Genomic DNA, 15,666 nt, shown 5'->3' with positions numbered 1-15,666 from the left:
CGTCAATGGCACATGGCGCGGCCATTGCCCTCGCGCGACCATTCACGCAGGTGGCGCCCTTCCGTCCGGCGGGCGGAGCGCGGGGGCCGCGGGGCCGAAAAATTCCTTCGACGCGAACGGCCGACGCCCCGGCCGGGCGGGACCACCGAGGGTCCGCAGCCCGGCCGGGGCGCCGGCCGTCGTACGTCGTCATCCGCCGGACGCACCGGCGGCGGGTCACTTCTTGCCGGGGGCCTTGGCGTCGCCGGAGTCGGAGGAGAGCGCGGCGATGAAGGCCTCCTGGGGGACCTCCACCCGGCCCACCATCTTCATCCGCTTCTTGCCCTCCTTCTGCTTCTCCAGCAGCTTGCGCTTGCGGCTGATGTCACCGCCGTAGCACTTGGCGAGCACGTCCTTGCGGATCGCCCGGATGGTCTCCCGGGCGATCACCCGGCTGCCGATCGCCGCCTGGATCGGCACCTCGAACTGCTGGCGCGGGATCAGGTTGCGCAGCTTCGCGGCGATCGTGACGCCGTAGTTGTACGCCTTGTCCTTGTGCACGATCGCGCTGAACGCGTCGACCGGCTCACCGTGCAGCAGGATGTCGACCTTCACCAGGTCGGACGCCTGCTCGCCGGAGGGCTCGTAGTCCAGCGAGGCGTAGCCCTTGGTGCGGCTCTTCAACTGGTCGAAGAAGTCGAAGATGATCTCCGCGAGGGGCAGCGTGTAGCGCAGTTCCACCCGGTCGGCGGAGAGGTAGTCCATGCCGAGCAGGCTGCCCCGGCGCCCCTGGCAGAGCTCCATCACCGCGCCGACGTAGTCGTTCGGGGTGAGCACCGTGGCGCGCACGACCGGCTCGTACACCTCGGCGATCTTGCCCGTGGGGTACTCGCTCGGGTTCGTCACGACGATCTCCTGGCCGTCCTCGGTGATGGCCCGGTAGACCACGTTCGGCGCGGTGGAGATGAGGTCGAGGTTGTACTCGCGTTCCAGCCGCTCCCGGATGATCTCCAGGTGCAGCAGGCCGAGGAAGCCGCAGCGGAAGCCGAAGCCGAGCGCGCCCGAGGTCTCCGGCTCGTAGTCGAGCGCGGCGTCGTTGAGCTTGAGCTTGTCCAGCGCCTCGCGCAGGTTGGGGTAGTCGGAGCCGTCGATCGGATAGAGGCCCGAGTAGACCATCGGCTTCGGGTCCTTGTAGCCGCCCAGGGCCTCCGTCGCCGGCCGGGAGTTGATGGTGATCGTGTCACCGACCCGGGACTGGCGGACGTCCTTCACGCCGGTGATCAGGTAGCCCACCTCGCCGACGCCGAGCGCGTCGGCCTTCACCATCTCGGGCGAGATGACGCCGATCTCCAGCAGCTCGTGCACGGCGGCCGTGGACATCATCTTGATCCGGTCGCGGGCGCTGATCCGCCCGTCGATGACCCGGACGTAGGTGACCACGCCCCGGTAGACGTCGTAGACCGAGTCGAAGATCATGGCGCGGGCGGGCGCCTCCGCGTCGCCGACGGGGGGCTTGAACTGCCGGACGATCTCGTCGAGCAGGTACGGCACGCCGTCGCCGGTCTTGCCGGAGACCCGGATGCAGTCCGCCGGGTCGCCCCCGATGAGGTGCGCCAACTCCTCGGCGTACTTCTCCGGCTGGGCGGCCGGCAGGTCGATCTTGTTGAGCACCGGGATGACGTGCAGGTCGTTCTCGAGCGCCAGGTAGAGGTTCGCCAGGGTCTGCGCCTCGATGCCCTGCGCGGCGTCTACCAGCAGGATCGCGCCCTCGCAGGCGGCCAGCGACCGGGACACCTCGTAGGTGAAGTCCACGTGGCCCGGGGTGTCGATCATGTTGAGCACGGCGGTCTCGCCGGCCCGGTCGCCCTCCCGGATGGTCCAGGGCATCCGGACGGCCTGGCTCTTGATCGTGATGCCGCGCTCGCGCTCGATGTCCATGCGGTCGAGGTACTGCGCACGCATCTGCCGGGGGTCGACCACGCCGGTGAGCTGCAACATCCGGTCGGCCAGGGTCGACTTCCCGTGGTCGATGTGGGCGATGATGCAGAAGTTCCGGATGCGCGCCGGGTCGGTGGAACCAGGAGCGTTCGCGCCGGAATCGAGCGTCGGTGGCACAGCGGTCCGTTCTGGTCGGCTGACGTGAGCGGGCCGGCACGACGCCGGCCCCCTCTATGCTCCCACGTCGCCGCCGCGCGTCCGCTGTGCGGGCGATCCCCACCGCCTGGACCGCCTCGCGAGCGCCGCCCAGCCGCACCCCGCGCCCAGCGGCGCGGGGGCGACCGGGGTCACTCGGCGGGCGGCTCGACGAAGAGCGCGGCGAGCTTCGGCAGCCGCCGCTTCGCCTCCTCCTCGTCGTCGAAGTCCCAGAAGTCGTTGAGGTCGGGCACCGGCACCGGCTCCGGGTCCGCCGGCAACTCGGCGGCGGTGACCCGGCGGTACGCGTCCCACGGCGCCGCCAGCATCTCGGCGGCCGAGAACTCCTCGCCGCTGAGCGAGGCCGCCCTGACCTGCGGCAACCCGGCCAGCGAGTCCGGGTCGGCGACGGCACGCGCGAACACCTCGCGCCCCTGGGTCATCAGCCAGCCCCGGAAGTGGTGGAAGCCCTCGTCGGACACGCCACCGTTGATCAGGTAGGCGGCGCCCCAGAGGTCGACCTTGTGCGAGGCGGACAGCACCCGGGCCTGGTGACGGGCGTACCCGACGATGTCCTCCGGGTCGCGCTCGGCGAGCAGGGCGACGGCCCGCGCGGCGACCGCGTGCGGCTCTCCCCCGCCGCCGGCCCGGGCCCGGTCGATCAACTGCCAGAAGTCGTCGGTCCTCATGGCCTGGCAGTCTGGCAGACCGCGCCCCCGCCCCCGCCCCGCCACGGCAGGCCCGGCGGGTCGCGTGCGCGGGAGGCGGTGGCGGTGGCGGTGCGGCCCGACCCGCCGCCCGGCAGCATGGTGGCGTGACCCCGACGTCCCCGCCGCCCGTGCCGTACCACGCGACCGCCCGCCGGCCGGAGTGGGCGACGCTGCCGGCCGCGCTGCGTACCGCCGTCGGCGAGCGGCTCGGCGCGCCCGTGGTCGCGGCCCGGGTCGCCGGCGCCGGCTTCACCCGCGGCTTCGCCGCCGTGCTCCGCACCGCCGCCGGGGGCCGGGCCTTCGTCAAGGCCGCCGCCACCGCCGAGCAACCGCGACTGGTCGACTGGTACGCCCGGGAGGCCGCGATCCTCGACCGGCTGCCGGACGGGCTGCCGGTGCCCCGCCCCCGGTGGACGCTGCACGAGGCCGGCTGGTTCGCGCTCTGCCTGGACGCCGTCGACGGGCACACCCCCCGGCTGCCCTGGGACCCCGCCGAGCTGACCGCGACCCTGACCGGGTACGCCGACATCGCCGCCGCGCTGGCCGACGCCCCGGCCGGGCTGCGCGAACTCCGGCTGCCCCACCTCGCCGACCTGGCCCGGGACGACATCCTCTGGTGGGGCGAGGTGGCCGCCGGCCGGGAGCCGGCACCGCCGCTGCCCGCGCCGGTCCGGGACCACCTGCCCGACCTGGTCGCGCTGGAGACCCGCCTCCCGGCGTACGCCGCCGGCGCGACCGGTCTGATCCACGGCGACCTGCGGCTGGACAACGTGCTGATCGACGGGGCGGGGCGGGCCTGGTTCTGCGACTGGACGTGGCTCTGCCAGGGGCCGGCCTGGTTCGACCTGGTGACCCTGCTGCTCACCGCGTACGCCGACGGCCTGGACGCCGACGCGCTCTTCGCCCGGCACCCGGCATCGGCGGGCGCGCCTCCCGACGCGCTGGACGCCGCCCTCGCCGCCCTGTCCGGCTACTTCCTCACCACCGCCGCCGCGACGCCCGGGACCGCGTCGCCGCACCTCCCGGCGCACCAGCGGTGGAGCGGTGAGCAGTCACTCGGCTGGCTCGCCCGCCGGCAGGGCTGGACGTGAGCCGGAAGCCCGCCGGCGAGGGCGGGGACCGAGCCGTTTTGGCTCGTCCCGGGCGACCTGGTAACCTGGCTCTTCGCGCAGCGATGACGCATGCTCGTCGCGCGCGGAAGCAGACCAACCCGAGCTATCAAGACGAGGCTGTCGCGTGGCGAACATCAAGTCCCAGATCAAGCGCAACCGGCAGAACGAGAAGCGCCGGCTGCGTAACAAGTCGGTCAAGTCGTCGCTGAAGACCGCCGTCCGGAAGTTCAACGAGGCTGCTGAGGCCGGTGACGTCGAGAAGGCCACCATCCTCATGCGTGACGCCTCGCGCAAGCTGGACAAGGCGGTCAGCAAGGGCGTGATCCACTCGAACCAGGCCGCGAACCGCAAGTCCGCGATCGCCAAGCGCGTGGTGTCGCTCTCCGCCTGACGAGGCGACCTCAGACCTGACCGGAAGCCCCGGGCACTTCCCGGGGCTTCCGGCTGTCTGCCGTACCGCGTTCCGCACCACCACCCGGCCGGGGTCCCCTCCGCCGGGTTGTAGTCGTCGCTTGATCCGGAGCCACGAGCAACGCCTGCTGTCCCGAGAGCGTCCGTACCGCCCCCGCCAGACGGGATGCGGCCAAGCGGGTCGCCGGGGGCGCACGCGATCGCCGCGACCCGAGGCCACCCGGATCACGCCGCAGGTAGTGGCCATGGGCCTGATCGCGCGTCATTCCGCACCAGATCTTGGCGAGAACCGGCCCCCAGCCGGGCCGTTTCCTTCCAAGATCTGAACCGAGGCGACCCACAGGAAGCGGCGGGCGGCGGGCGGCGGATCGTCAGCCCAACGGATCGGGGCGGGCACGCTGCGGGCCGAACTCGGCGTCCGCGCGAGCAACGTCCCGCTCCCCCGTGCCGTGCTGCGGGTCCAGGTGCACCTGCCGGTCGCGTACGGCCCGCGCGGCGCGCGGCATCGGCGACGCTGTGACGACGACGCCCGGCACGGTGTGCGCCACCCAGTCGACCCTGGCCCGCCCGACCACCGGCTCCATCTGCTGGCGGAAGCGGTCCCGTTCCTGCTCGGGCACGAGGGCGGCGGAGCGGACCACCGTCGCGGCGACCATGTCGTTGAGCTTCACCATCGCGGCCACCGTGGCGGGCAGGATGAGCACCGCCCACCAGGTGACCAGTTCGGCGAGGGCGAGCAGCGCGGCGAGCGCGACGGCGCCCTCGAAGAAGAGGAAGCAGAGCACCCCGCCCGGGTTGACGAAGCGCAGCCGGAGCAGGCGCGCGTAGAGCGGACGGTACCGCTCCTCGTCGGCGGGGATCGTGGCCCACGAGCCACGGGGTGCTCCGCTCACCGGGCGCCACCCTGCCGGGCGGCGGCGACCGAGAACACGGCCCGCTCCAGCGCGTACGCACGGTCGTCCGAGCCGCCCTTGACGGCCGCGTTGCACTCGGCCGCGGCCCGCATCGCCTGGACCAGCCCCTCCGGCGTCCAGCCACGGGCCCGCTGCTGAGCGGACCTGATCTTCCATGCCGGCATGCCGAGGGTGCTCGCCAGCTGGAAGGGGTCGCCCCGACCGGCGGCGGCGACCCGGGCCACGGTGCGGACGCCGTCGGCGATCGCGTCGGCGATCGGCACCGGGTCGACCCCCACGTGCAGCGCCCAGCGCAGCGCCTCCAGCGCCCCCGGCACGTCGCCCACCATGGCGGCGTCGGCGACGGTGAAGCCGGTCACCTCGACCCGGCCCCGGTAGTAGCGGGAGACCGTGTCGGCGCCGATCCGCCCGTCGGTGTCGGCCATCAGCTGGGAGCACGCGGCGGCCAGCTCGCGCAGGTCGTTGCCGACCGCCGCGATGAGCGCCTCGGCCGCGTCGTCGGTGCACTTCCCGCCGGCCCGGCGGATCTCGTCCCGGACGAAGGCCACCCGGTCGCGGTGCCCCTTGAGCTTGGCCGCCGGCACCACCGTCGCGCCGGCCGCCTTCAGCCCGTCGGCGAACGCCTTGCCCTTGGCCCCGCCGAGGTGCAACACGATGAGCTGCACGTCCGGGTCGGGGTTCTTCGCGTACGCCAGCAGGGCCGCCACCAGGTCCTTACGGGCGTCCTGGCCGGCGCGCAGCACCAGCACCCGACGCCCGCCGAAGAGGGACGGGCTGAGCATCTCGGCGATCTCGCCGACGACGAGGGCACCGGCCTGGTATTCGCGGACGTCCACGTCGGGGTCGACGCTGCGGGCCTTCGCCACGGCTTCGGTGACCGCGCGCGTGGCGAGCAGCTCCTCGTCGCCGAGGACGAGCAGAATAGGAGCGAGGCTGGCGGCGGTCACGCCGCCCATATTCGCACGGCCGGCCGCCGGATCCAGTCCGCTCGTCGGCACTGCGGGTGCGAAGCCCGCAGTCAGCGCAAATCCAGACATTTACCGCAGTCCACCGCTAATGCCGATAATCGGCGTCGATTTCTACCGTTGTCGTCCCGGCGGCGTGCCCCGCGTCACCACCCCGAGACCGGCCCGGCCGAGCACCGCCGCCACGTCCCCGTCCGTGTCGGTACGCAGCACCCGCGCCCCGCCCCGGGCCAGCCGCCCGAGCACCGCCGGATTGGGATGCCCGTAGGTGTTGCCCGTCCCCACCGGCACCAGGGCGACCACGGGACGCACCGCATCCAGGAACGCCGGGTCCTGGTAGGCCGACCCGTGGTGCGCGACCTTCAGCACCTCGGCCCGCAGGCCGCCCGGCCCCGTGTCGTCCAGCAACGCCCGCTGCTCCTCGGTCTCGGCGTCCCCGGCGAGCAGGATCCGTACGCCGGAGACGGTGGCGAGCAGCATCAGCGAGTTGTTGTTGGGATCCGACCGGGTGCCGCGCAGCGGACGGGGCGGGCCGATGACGGTGAACTCGACGCCACCCTCCCGGTAACGCCAGCCGGCCGCGCCCGCCACCACGTCGACCGAGTGCGCCGCGGCCTCGGCGAGGACCAGCTCCCGCCCGGCGGCGGGCTCCGGCCACTGCGGGGTGAGCACCGCGCCCACCGGTCGGCCCCGGAACACGCCCGCGACGCCGCCGGTGTGGTCGATGTGGAAGTGGCTGACCACCAGCAGCGCGACCTCCCGTACGCCCAGCCGGCGCAGGCAGCCGTCCGCCGCCCCCGGGTCCGGCCCGGCGTCGACGACCACCGCCCGGCCGGCCGCCACCGGCAGCACGACGGTGTCGCCCTGGCCTACCGCGCAGGCGGCGACCACCCAGCCCGCCGGGGGCCAGCCGGGGGCGGCCAGCCGTACCGGCAGCGTGCCGGCCACCACGGCGACGACGACCACCGCCACCAGCCGGCGGACCACCGGGTGCCGGGTGGCCACCAGCAGCGCGACGGCCAGCCCGGCCAGCAGCAGGGCCCCCGTCACCCCGCCCGGCCACGGCAGCGTGCCCGCCGGCAACCGCGCGCTCTGCCGCGCCACCGTGACCAGCCACCAGGCCGGCCAGCTGGCCAGCCACGCGACGAACTCCGCCCCGGCCGGCCAGACGGGCGACACCGCCGCCGCCAGCACCCCGAGCACCGTGGCGGGCGCGATGGCCGGCACCGCGAGCAGGTTCGCCGGCACGGCGACCAGGCTCACCGTGCCCGAGATCCCGGCCACCACCGGGGCGCAGGCGAGCTGCGCGGCCGCCGGCACGGCCAGCGCCTCGGCGAGCCCGGCCGGCACACCTCGACGACGCAGCCCGTCGCGCCACCTCGGGGCGAGCAGCAGCAGACCGCCGGTGGCCAGCACGGAGAGCGCGAAGCCGGCGTCGCCGGCCAGCTCCGGGTCGACCAGCACCAGCACGGCCACCCCGGCGGAGAGGGCGGGCAGCGCCGCCCGGGGACGCCCGGCAGCCAACGCCGCCAGCCCGATGGCGCCCATGGTGGCGGCGCGTACCACGCTGGGCGAGGGACGGACCAGGATGACGAAGCCGACCAGGGCCAGCCCGCAGATCCCGGCGGCCAGCCAGGGCCCGGCCCGCGCCCAGCGGGCCAACAGCAGCACGGCGCCGACGACGATGGCCACGTTGGAACCGGAGACGGCGTTCAGGTGGGTCATGCCGGTGGCGAGGAAGTCCTCCTCCACGGTGGGCGGCAGCCGGCTCGTGTCCCCGACCACCAGACCGGGCAGCAGCCCACCCTGCTCGTCGGGAAGCGGCGCGCAGGCGCGTTGCAGACCGGCACGCAGCGACCCGGCGGCCCGCTGCGACGACGGGGCGGCCCCGTGCGGCGCCGGCGGTCCGGCCGCGCTCAGCACCGCCGCGGTCAGGTCGCCGCCGCGCGGGGCGGCGAGCCGTCCTTCGGCGGTCAGCTGCTGCCCGGGCAGCAGCCCCCGCCAGCCGGGATCGGTGGCGAGGACCAGCACGCGGGCCGGCGTCGCGATCCGCCGCCCGTCCGGGCCGGTGAACCGGGTCAGCTCGGCCGGCACGAGCAGGGTGGCCGGGCGTCCGACGACGCCGCGTACGGGGCGGGGATCGTCGCGGACGACCAGTTCGGCGGTGACGAGGGCCCGTTCCTCGACCAGGGCGCGAACCGGTCCGGCGTCGCGGACGGACAGCCGGGCGGCGGTGGCCGTCGCACCGCAGACCACGCCGAGCAGCACGGCGACGGCGATCCAGCCGTACCGCCGGGTCGGGGCGGCCGGCCGCCCGAGGACGCCGGCCAGGTGCAGCCCGCCCAGCCCCGCCGCCCCGGCGGCCACCATCGCCAGCAGCAGGGCCCCGCCGACGGTCAGGTGCAGCCCCGCCAGCGCGGCGAGCCAGGTGGCCACCGCCAGGCCGGCCAGCCGCAGGTCGATGGCCGCCGCGACCCGCTCGCCGCCGGCGTCGACGCCGGCGGCCCCGGGGCCGGAAGGGCCGGGCACGCCCGCCGTCACACCGTCACCAGGTCCTTGAGCTGCTCGTAGCGGGCGTCGCCGATGCCGTCGACCTGGCGCAGGTCGCCGACCGAGCGGAAGCCGCCCTGCTGGTCGCGGCGGGCGAGGATGCGCTGGGCGAGCACCGGGCCGACCCCCGGCAGCGCGTCGAGCTGCGCGAGCGTCGCGGTGTTGAGGTTGAGCCGGCCACCCGCGCCGGGCGCCCCCGGCGCGCCGCCGACAGCCGCCCCGGGCGGGGGTGCCGCGCCCGGGGGTGCCGCGACGCCGACCAGGATCAGCTCGCCGTCGGTGACCTTCCGGGCCGGGTTGAGCAGGGCCACGTCCACCCCCGGCAGCGCCCCGCCGGCAGCCTCCACGGCGTCGGCGACCCGCGCGCCGGCCGGCACCCGGACCAGCCCGGGACGGCGTACCTTGCCGGCGACCGCGACCACCAGCTCGCCGGCCGGCGTGGCGGCCGGTTCCGCGAGGCCGGTCACCGTCGCGTCGGACGCTCCGACGCTGGCCACCGGGCGGACCGGCTCGGTCTGCGGCCGGGACCGCCAGGCCCAGAAGCCGGCCCCGAGCACCACCACGACGGCGACAGCGGCCAGCGCGCGCACCCCCCGCCGCCCGGGGTCGAACGCCCCGGGCCCCGGCAACCGGGACGCCACAGCGGCCTCGGCGGCGCGGACCGGCGGGTCGGGTTCCGGCAGCTCCGCCGCGCCGGCGAGGGACGACGCCGGTGCGCGGGGCGGCGACGGAACCGGCTCCGACACCCCGACCGGGCCCGGATGGTCGACGGACGGCCCGACGGGTCCGCCGGACCGTCCCACGGGACCGGCCGACCCGCCCGGGTGCGCCCGCGGAGCGGTCGACGGACGGCCCGCCACCAGCCGGCGCAGTCGTTCCCGGACCACCGTCTCCTCGTCGTCTGACACGACGCGAGGCTAGGTCCGCGACGGCGGGACGCGGGGCCGGTCGGCGCCCGGCTGTGGACGACGGCGCCGCCTGTGGACAACCGCCTGATCAAGGGGCCGATGTGCTAGGGCGGCGAGCAGCCGCAGGTCAGTGCGCCTCCGGGTCCGGCACGAGCACGGACCGTCCGCAGTAGACAGGCAGGGTCACCCCGTCGACGAATCCCGCCGCCGGTCCGACGCTGCCCTCCGCCGGCCGGCCCGCTACCGCCCCGCCCGGCGGGGCAGCTCGACAGCCGCCCGAGCACCCCGCCCGACCAGGCCGTTCGACAGCGCCCGCCGACGCCCACCCGGGCCGGGCAGGTGGAGCGCGCACGCCCGATGGGGCAGGTCGACAGCACGCCGGCCGATCCGGAGGGGCGCGGAGCGTGCCGGGTCGCGGCTAGCCGGTGCTCGGGGGCCGACGGTGCACGACCACGCAGGCCAGGCCGGGCCCGGCGTGCGCGGCGACCACCGCGCCGGCCTCCGAGACGTACGAGTCGTGCAGGCGGTCACCCAGCCGGACCTTCAGCGCCTCCAGCAGCGCCTCGGCCCGTTGCGGCGCGGCGAGGTGGTGCACGGCCAGGTCGACCTCGGCGTCGCCGGCGGCCTCGACGGCCAGGTCGACCAGCCGTGCCACGCCCCGGCTGGCCGTACGCACCTTGTCCCTGAGGACGATCGCGCCGTCTGGCATGTGCATGATCGGCTTGACCGACAGGGCGGTGCCGAGCAGCGCCTCGGCGGCGCCGATCCGGCCGCCCCGGCGGAGGAACTCCAGCGTGTCGACGTAGAACCAGATGCTGGTACGGGCGATGGCGTCGGCCGCGGCGTCGCGTACCGCCGGCAGGTCCCCGCCCCGCTCGGCGGCCGTGGCGGCGGCGACGGCGGGGAAGCCGAGGCCCATGCCGGTCGAGCGGCTGTCGACCACGGCGACCCGCTCGTCGAAGCCGGCGGCGGCCAGCCGGGCGGCCTCGACCGTGCCGGAGAGCTCGGCCGACAGGTGCACCGAGACGATCCCGTCGGCGCCCGCGTCGAACAGCTCCCGGTACGTCCGGGCGAACTGCTCCGGCGCGGGGCGGGAGGTGCTCGCCGAGACGCGCCGGCCGCCGAGCGCCCGGGCGGCGTCGGCGGGGGTGGTCTCCACCCCCTCCAGCCCTTCGGCGCCGTTGAGCACGACGGCCAGCGGCACCACCGTCAGCCGGTGGTCGCGCAGCAGCTCGGGCGGGAGATAGGCGGTGGAGTCGGTGACGACCGCGACGGGCATGCCCGGCACGCTAGCCGATGTAGCCGGGGAACGCCCGGGTCAGACGGCCTCGGTGGCCGGGACGGTGATCAGGCCGACGTTGTGGGCGCGCAGGTGCCAGCCCCGGCCGGCGTCGTGGCGCAGCTCGGTCCAGTGGCAGTTCTGCAACGAGCCGATGGTGCGCAGGACGGCGTGCTCCCAGCCGAGCAGGTGGCCGCAGCCCTGCCGGGCCGCGCCGCCGTGGGTGGCGACCACCACGGTGCCGCCGGGCACGGCGTCGGCGGCGTCGGACAGGGCCGCGCCGACCCGCTTGCCGAGGTCGTCGAGGGTCTCGATGCCGGCGCCGGGGTCCGGGTCACCGGCCCGCCAGCGGGCGAACTCGGCGGGGTGGCGCTCGGCGGCCTCGGTGAGGGCCAGCCCCTGCCAGGACCCGAAGTGCCGCTCGCGCAGCCGCGGGTCGGTGCGCACCGGCAGCCCGGTCAGCGCGGCCAGCGCGGCGGCGGTGTCCGCCGCGCGGCTCAGGTCGCTGGCCACGATGGCGTCGGGACTCAGCCCGGCCAGCAGCGGCGCCGCGGTGCGGGCCTGCTCACGGCCGAGGTCGTTCAGCGGTACGTCGGTCTGCCCCTGGACCCGGCTGGCGGCGTTCCAGTCGGTGTTGCCGTGCCGCCAGATGATCAGGCGGGTCATTCCGCGGTGGTGGAGCCGGTGCCGGACTCCGCGTCGACGAGGTCGCGGTCGACGAACGGGATCGTCGGGCAGTCCTTCCAGAGCCGGTCGAGGGCGTAGAACTCGCGCTCCTCGGTGTGCTGGACGTGCACCACGATGTCGACGTAGTCGAGCAGCACCCACCGGCCGCCCCGCTCGCCCTCGCGCCGGACCGGCTTGGCCTTCTCCGGCAGCTCGAGCAGCCGTTCCTCGATGGCATCGACGATGGCGAGCACCTGACGCTCGTTGGGAGCCGCGGCGAGCAGGAACGCGTCGGTGATGGCGAGTTGGTCGCCCACGTCGATGATGACGATGTCCTGCGCCTTCTTGTCGGCCGCGGCCTGGGCGGCGGCGATGGCCAACTCGTGGGCGCGTTCGGAAATTGTCACCGTTCTCCTTCGATCAACCGTGCGATCCTCCAAGCGTCTCACACCCGGCGGAATCCCGACTCGTCAGTTCTGGCGCGTTACCCGCCCGAACCATCCCATACCGGGCCGAATCACGGCTGATAGAGGCGTCGCTTGCCGATGTACTGCACCACACCGTCCGGCACCAGGTACCAGACCGGCTCCCCCCGGGCGACCCGCGCCCGGCAGTCCGTGGACGAGATGGCCATGGCCGGGACCTGCACCAGGCTCACCGTGTCGGCCGGCAGGTGCGCGGCGGTCAGCTCGAAGCCCGGCCGGGTCACGCCGATGAAGTGGGCCAGCTCGAAGATCTCGTCCAGGTCCTTCCAGGAGAGGATCCGCTCCAGCGCGTCCGCCCCCGTGATGAAGAACAGCTGCACCTTCGGGCCGTACTCCGCGTGCAGGTCGCGCAGGGTGTCGACGGTGTAGGTGGGCCCGCCCCGGTCGATGTCCACCCGGCTGACCTGGAAGCGCGGGTTGGAGGCGGTGGCGATGACCGTCATCAGGTAGCGGTCCTCCGCCGGGCTGACCGGCTCGTCCGCCTTCTGCCACGGCTGGCCGGTGGGGACGAAGACCACCTCGTCCAGCCCGAACCGGTCCGCCACCTCGCTGGCCGCGACGAGGTGCCCGTGGTGGATCGGGTCGAAGGTGCCGCCCATGATGCCGACCCGCCGGATGTCTTCCTCCACCCCGCGATCCTAGGCCGGGCGGAACCGGCGGCCCCGGGGGGCCGCCGCACCGTCCCGCCCGGCGGGCGGCGTCAGGCCGCCGCCGCGGCGACCGCCGTCCGGGCGACCAGGGCTCGGCGCAGGTCGTCGTCGGCGTCGGTGACCACCCGGCGCAGGCCGGGGGTGATGTCGTCGCGCGCCAGCAGCGCCGCGGCCGCCTCCCGGGTGGGCTGCGCCACGGCGTAGCGGGGGAAGGCCAGTTTCGCGACCTGTTCCACCACCCAGGGCGTACGCGACCGCGCGGCGGCCGGCATGTCGGCGAAGTAGCGCGCCACGTAGCCGGCGGTCAGCTCGGCCTGCTCGGGCTGCCAGAACCCCTCCGCGGTCGCCTCGACGAGCCGGTTCGACAGCTCGGTGTTCGACACGACGATCTCCCACGCGGCCCGCTTGGCCTCCGCGTCGGGCAGCGCCGCGCGGCAGCGGGCGGCCCGCTCGGTGCCGGCGGCGCTCGGGTCGGCCGTGGCCTCGGCGGCGATCTCCGCCGCACCTGCCGCGCCGAGCACCACCAGTCGGAGCAGCAGCGCCCAGCGCAGCTCGGCGTCGACCGCCAGCCCCGGCGGGACGTCCCGGCCGGCGAGCCAGCCGGCCAGCCGGTCGGCGTCGGTGCTGGCGGCGATCCAACCCCGGGCCGCCGCGAGCTGCAACGAGCCGCCGGCCGGGGCGCCGTCGAGCAGTTTCCCGCAGGCGCCGGCGACCTGCGCCAGGGCGGCCGCGCGGGCGAGCGGGTCGAGGTAGCGGTCGACCAGCGAGCGGCTGAGCGCGAGCACGTCCTCGGCGATGATCACCTCGGTCTCGACGGGGAGGGCGGCGGCGATCAGGGCCACCAGGCCGGCGACCGGCCGCTCCCCGTCGGTGGCGGCGTCCAGCGCCTCGCCCCAGAGCAGCGCCCGGGCCAGCGGATCGGCCAGGCCGGGCAGCACCAGCGGCACGGCGTCCGCCGACGCGGGGTCGAGCCGGATCTTGGCGAACGTCAGGTCGCCGTCGTTGGGCAGCAGCAGCCGGGCCGCCGGCTCGCCCGCCAGCCCGGTGAGCACCGTACGGCCGCCGTCGGCGTCCGGGTCGAGGTCGACCTCCGCCCGGACGACCGTCCCGTCGGCGGCGTACCGGCCGACGCCGATGCGGTGCGGGCGCAGCACCGGGTGCGACGCGGGCGCGGTCTGCCCGACGGCCACCTCGGTGTAGCGGCCGTCGGCGTCGACGGTGACCTCGGCGCGCAGCGTGTTGACCTGCGCCGAGCGCAGCCAGCGCTCCGCCCAGCCGGACAGGTCCCGCCCGGCGGCTGCGGCGAGGCTGCCGAGCAGGTCGGTCAGGGTGGCGTTGCCGAACCGGTGCTTCGCGAAGTGGGCGTTGAGGCCGGCGAGGAAGGCGTCGTCGCCGAGCCAGGCGACGAGCTGCCGCAGCACGCTGGCGCCCTTGGCGTACGAGATGCCGTCGAAGTTGAGCAGGCCCTCGGCGGCGTCGGCGACCTCCTCGGGCGCCACGGGGTGGGTGGAGGGGCGCTGGTCGGCCGCGTAGCCCCAGGCCTTGCGCCGCAGGGCGAAGGTCGTCCAGGCCTGGCCGAAGCGGGTCGCCTCGGCGGTCACCCGGGTGCCGAGGTACTCCGCGAAGGACTCGTTGAGCCACAGGTCGTCCCACCAGCGCATGGTGACCAGGTCGCCGAACCACATGTGCGCCATCTCGTGGGCGATGGTGGTGGCGCGCTGCTCCCGCTCGGTGTCCGTGACCGCCGAGCGGAAGACGTAGTCGTCGCGGAAGGTGACGAGGCCCGGGTTCTCCATCGCGCCGGCGTTGAACTCCGGCACGAACGCCTGGTCGTACTTGCCGAACGGGTAGCGCTCGGCGAAGAGCTGGTGGAACCGGTCGAGGCACTGCTTCGTGACGGTGAGGATCTCCTCGGCGTCGGCGTCCAGGTGCGCCGCGAGGGAGCGCCGGCAGTAGACGCCGAGCGGGATGCCGTCGTGCTCGTCGCGCCGGACGTGCCAGGGGCCGGCGATCAGCGAGACGAAGTACGTGGCCAGCGGCGCCGTCGGGGCGAACTCCCAGCGCCCGGGGCGCGGCGTGGCGGCGAGCTGGCCGTTGGCCGCGACGACCCAGTGCGGCGGGGCGGTGACCGACATGGTGACCGGGGCCTTCAGGTCGGGCTGGTCGAAGGCGGCGAAGAGGCGCTGCGCGTTGTCCAGGAACGACATCGCGTAGAGGTAGGTCTCGCCGTCGGCGGGGTCGACGAAGCGGTGCATCCCCTCGCCGGTGTTCGAGTACGCCATCTCGGCGGCGACGGTGAGCGTGTTGGTCTCGGCCAGCCCGGTCAGCGGCAGCCGGTTGTCGTCCAGCGTGGACGCGTCGACGTCGCGGTCGTTGAGGCGTACCGCCAGCAGTTTCGCGGGTTGGACCTCGACGAAGGTCGCCGCGCCGGGGGTCGCGCGGAAGCGGATGGTGACGTCGGAGCGGAACCGCTCGCCGTCGCCGCTCAGGTCCAGGTCCACCTGATAGGACTCGACGGTGATCGCCGCGCCACGCGCGGTCGCCTCTACACGGGTCAGGCTCGGCATCCGCTTATCCTGCCCGATGGGGAACCGTACGTGTCTCCCCCATGACCCCGTGGCACTGGAGGATTGAACGATGGCTTCGCACCCCAAGGGCGACTTCGACCTCTCGCGGGCGGTCTGGCAGCGGGCCGAGGGCGACACCTCCGAGAGCGCCGTCGAGGTCGCCTTCGTCGACGACCTGATCGGCATGCGCAACTCCGCCGAGCCGGACGGCCCCGTCCTGGTCTTCACGCAGGCCGAGTGGGACGCCTTCGTCGCCGGCGCCCAGGACGGCGAGTTCGACCTGGACTGACGGCGACGCCCGTCCCGCGCGGACGCGCGCGGGACGGACTGCCGGTCG

The 15,666-nt window shown here is 75.0% G+C and carries 14 protein-coding genes; 3 read left to right on the top strand and 11 right to left on the bottom strand.

The annotated features are described in order from the left end of the window. Nucleotides 1-216: 216 nt before the first annotated feature. A complete protein-coding gene (lepA, locus tag AB0883_RS29240; protein WP_366644517.1) occupies nucleotides 217-2,094 on the bottom strand; it encodes a translation elongation factor 4 in 1,878 nt (625 codons plus the stop codon). 170 nt (nucleotides 2,095-2,264) lie between these two features. Further along, nucleotides 2,265-2,801: a DUF4240 domain-containing protein gene (locus AB0883_RS29235; RefSeq protein WP_366644516.1), complete on the bottom strand. Its 537-nt coding sequence runs from the start codon at nucleotides 2,799-2,801 to the stop codon at nucleotides 2,265-2,267. A 125-nt stretch (nucleotides 2,802-2,926) separates the two neighbouring features. Between AB0883_RS29235 and AB0883_RS29230 the strand changes: the two genes are divergently transcribed. Both AB0883_RS29230 and rpsT read left to right on the top strand, forming a co-directional pair. After that, complete coding sequence (locus AB0883_RS29230) at nucleotides 2,927-3,913, top strand: aminoglycoside phosphotransferase family protein (RefSeq protein ID WP_366644515.1); 987 nt, start codon at nucleotides 2,927-2,929, stop codon at nucleotides 3,911-3,913. A gap of 145 nt (nucleotides 3,914-4,058) precedes the next feature. Next, nucleotides 4,059-4,325 (top strand): 30S ribosomal protein S20, encoded by a 267-nt coding sequence (gene rpsT, locus AB0883_RS29225; RefSeq protein WP_088998874.1) that lies wholly within the window; start codon nucleotides 4,059-4,061, stop codon nucleotides 4,323-4,325. 391 nt (nucleotides 4,326-4,716) lie between these two features. Here rpsT and AB0883_RS29220 read toward each other — a convergent pair whose 3' ends face one another. The 9 genes from AB0883_RS29220 to pepN all read right to left on the bottom strand — a co-directional run bounded on the left by AB0883_RS29220 (nucleotide 4,717) and on the right by pepN (nucleotide 15,329). After that, a complete protein-coding gene (locus AB0883_RS29220) occupies nucleotides 4,717-5,238 on the bottom strand; it encodes a hypothetical protein (RefSeq protein ID WP_366644514.1) in 522 nt (173 codons plus the stop codon). Then, on the bottom strand, nucleotides 5,235-6,215 hold the full coding sequence (gene holA / locus AB0883_RS29215; protein ID WP_366644513.1) for a DNA polymerase III subunit delta: 981 nt from the start codon (nucleotides 6,213-6,215) through the stop codon (nucleotides 5,235-5,237). Before holA ends, AB0883_RS29220 begins: the two co-directional genes overlap by 4 nt. A 123-nt stretch (nucleotides 6,216-6,338) precedes the next feature. Then, on the bottom strand, nucleotides 6,339-8,765 hold the full coding sequence (locus tag AB0883_RS29210; protein ID WP_366644512.1) for a ComEC/Rec2 family competence protein: 2,427 nt from the start codon (nucleotides 8,763-8,765) through the stop codon (nucleotides 6,339-6,341). Then, nucleotides 8,762-9,682: a helix-hairpin-helix domain-containing protein gene (locus AB0883_RS29205; protein WP_366644511.1), complete on the bottom strand. Its 921-nt coding sequence runs from the start codon at nucleotides 9,680-9,682 to the stop codon at nucleotides 8,762-8,764. Before AB0883_RS29205 ends, AB0883_RS29210 begins: the two co-directional genes overlap by 4 nt. Before the next feature lie 418 nt (nucleotides 9,683-10,100). Continuing rightward, the gene (locus AB0883_RS29200) at nucleotides 10,101-10,961 is read right to left on the bottom strand and encodes a DegV family protein (RefSeq protein WP_366644510.1); all 861 of its coding nucleotides are present in this window, start codon (nucleotides 10,959-10,961) and stop codon (nucleotides 10,101-10,103) included. Between the two features lie 39 nt (nucleotides 10,962-11,000). Further along, the gene (locus AB0883_RS29195; RefSeq protein WP_366644509.1) at nucleotides 11,001-11,627 is read right to left on the bottom strand and encodes a histidine phosphatase family protein; all 627 of its coding nucleotides are present in this window, start codon (nucleotides 11,625-11,627) and stop codon (nucleotides 11,001-11,003) included. Next, a complete protein-coding gene (gene rsfS, locus AB0883_RS29190; RefSeq protein WP_121400206.1) occupies nucleotides 11,624-12,034 on the bottom strand; it encodes a ribosome silencing factor in 411 nt (136 codons plus the stop codon). The genes AB0883_RS29195 and rsfS overlap by 4 nt, the downstream gene beginning before the upstream one ends. A 110-nt stretch (nucleotides 12,035-12,144) precedes the next feature. Further along, nucleotides 12,145-12,741 (bottom strand): nicotinate-nucleotide adenylyltransferase, encoded by a 597-nt coding sequence (nadD, locus tag AB0883_RS29185; protein WP_121400205.1) that lies wholly within the window; start codon nucleotides 12,739-12,741, stop codon nucleotides 12,145-12,147. Nucleotides 12,742-12,812: 71 nt separating this feature from the next. After that, nucleotides 12,813-15,329 (bottom strand): aminopeptidase N, encoded by a 2,517-nt coding sequence (pepN, locus tag AB0883_RS29180; RefSeq protein WP_366644508.1) that lies wholly within the window; start codon nucleotides 15,327-15,329, stop codon nucleotides 12,813-12,815. Nucleotides 15,330-15,399: 70 nt separating this feature from the next. Between pepN and AB0883_RS29175 the strand changes: the two genes are divergently transcribed. Continuing rightward, nucleotides 15,400-15,618, top strand: coding sequence for a DUF397 domain-containing protein (locus AB0883_RS29175; RefSeq protein ID WP_088992395.1), 219 nt, complete (start codon nucleotides 15,400-15,402; stop codon nucleotides 15,616-15,618). The last annotated feature ends 48 nt before the right edge of the window (nucleotides 15,619-15,666 follow it).

Origin of the sequence: Micromonospora sp. NPDC047812 (assembly GCF_040704175.1) — a bacterium.
Lineage (GTDB): Bacteria > Actinomycetota > Actinomycetes > Mycobacteriales > Micromonosporaceae > Micromonospora.
Note: the sequence above shows the minus strand (reverse complement) of the source record. Positions and strands in the feature narration are given on the sequence as shown.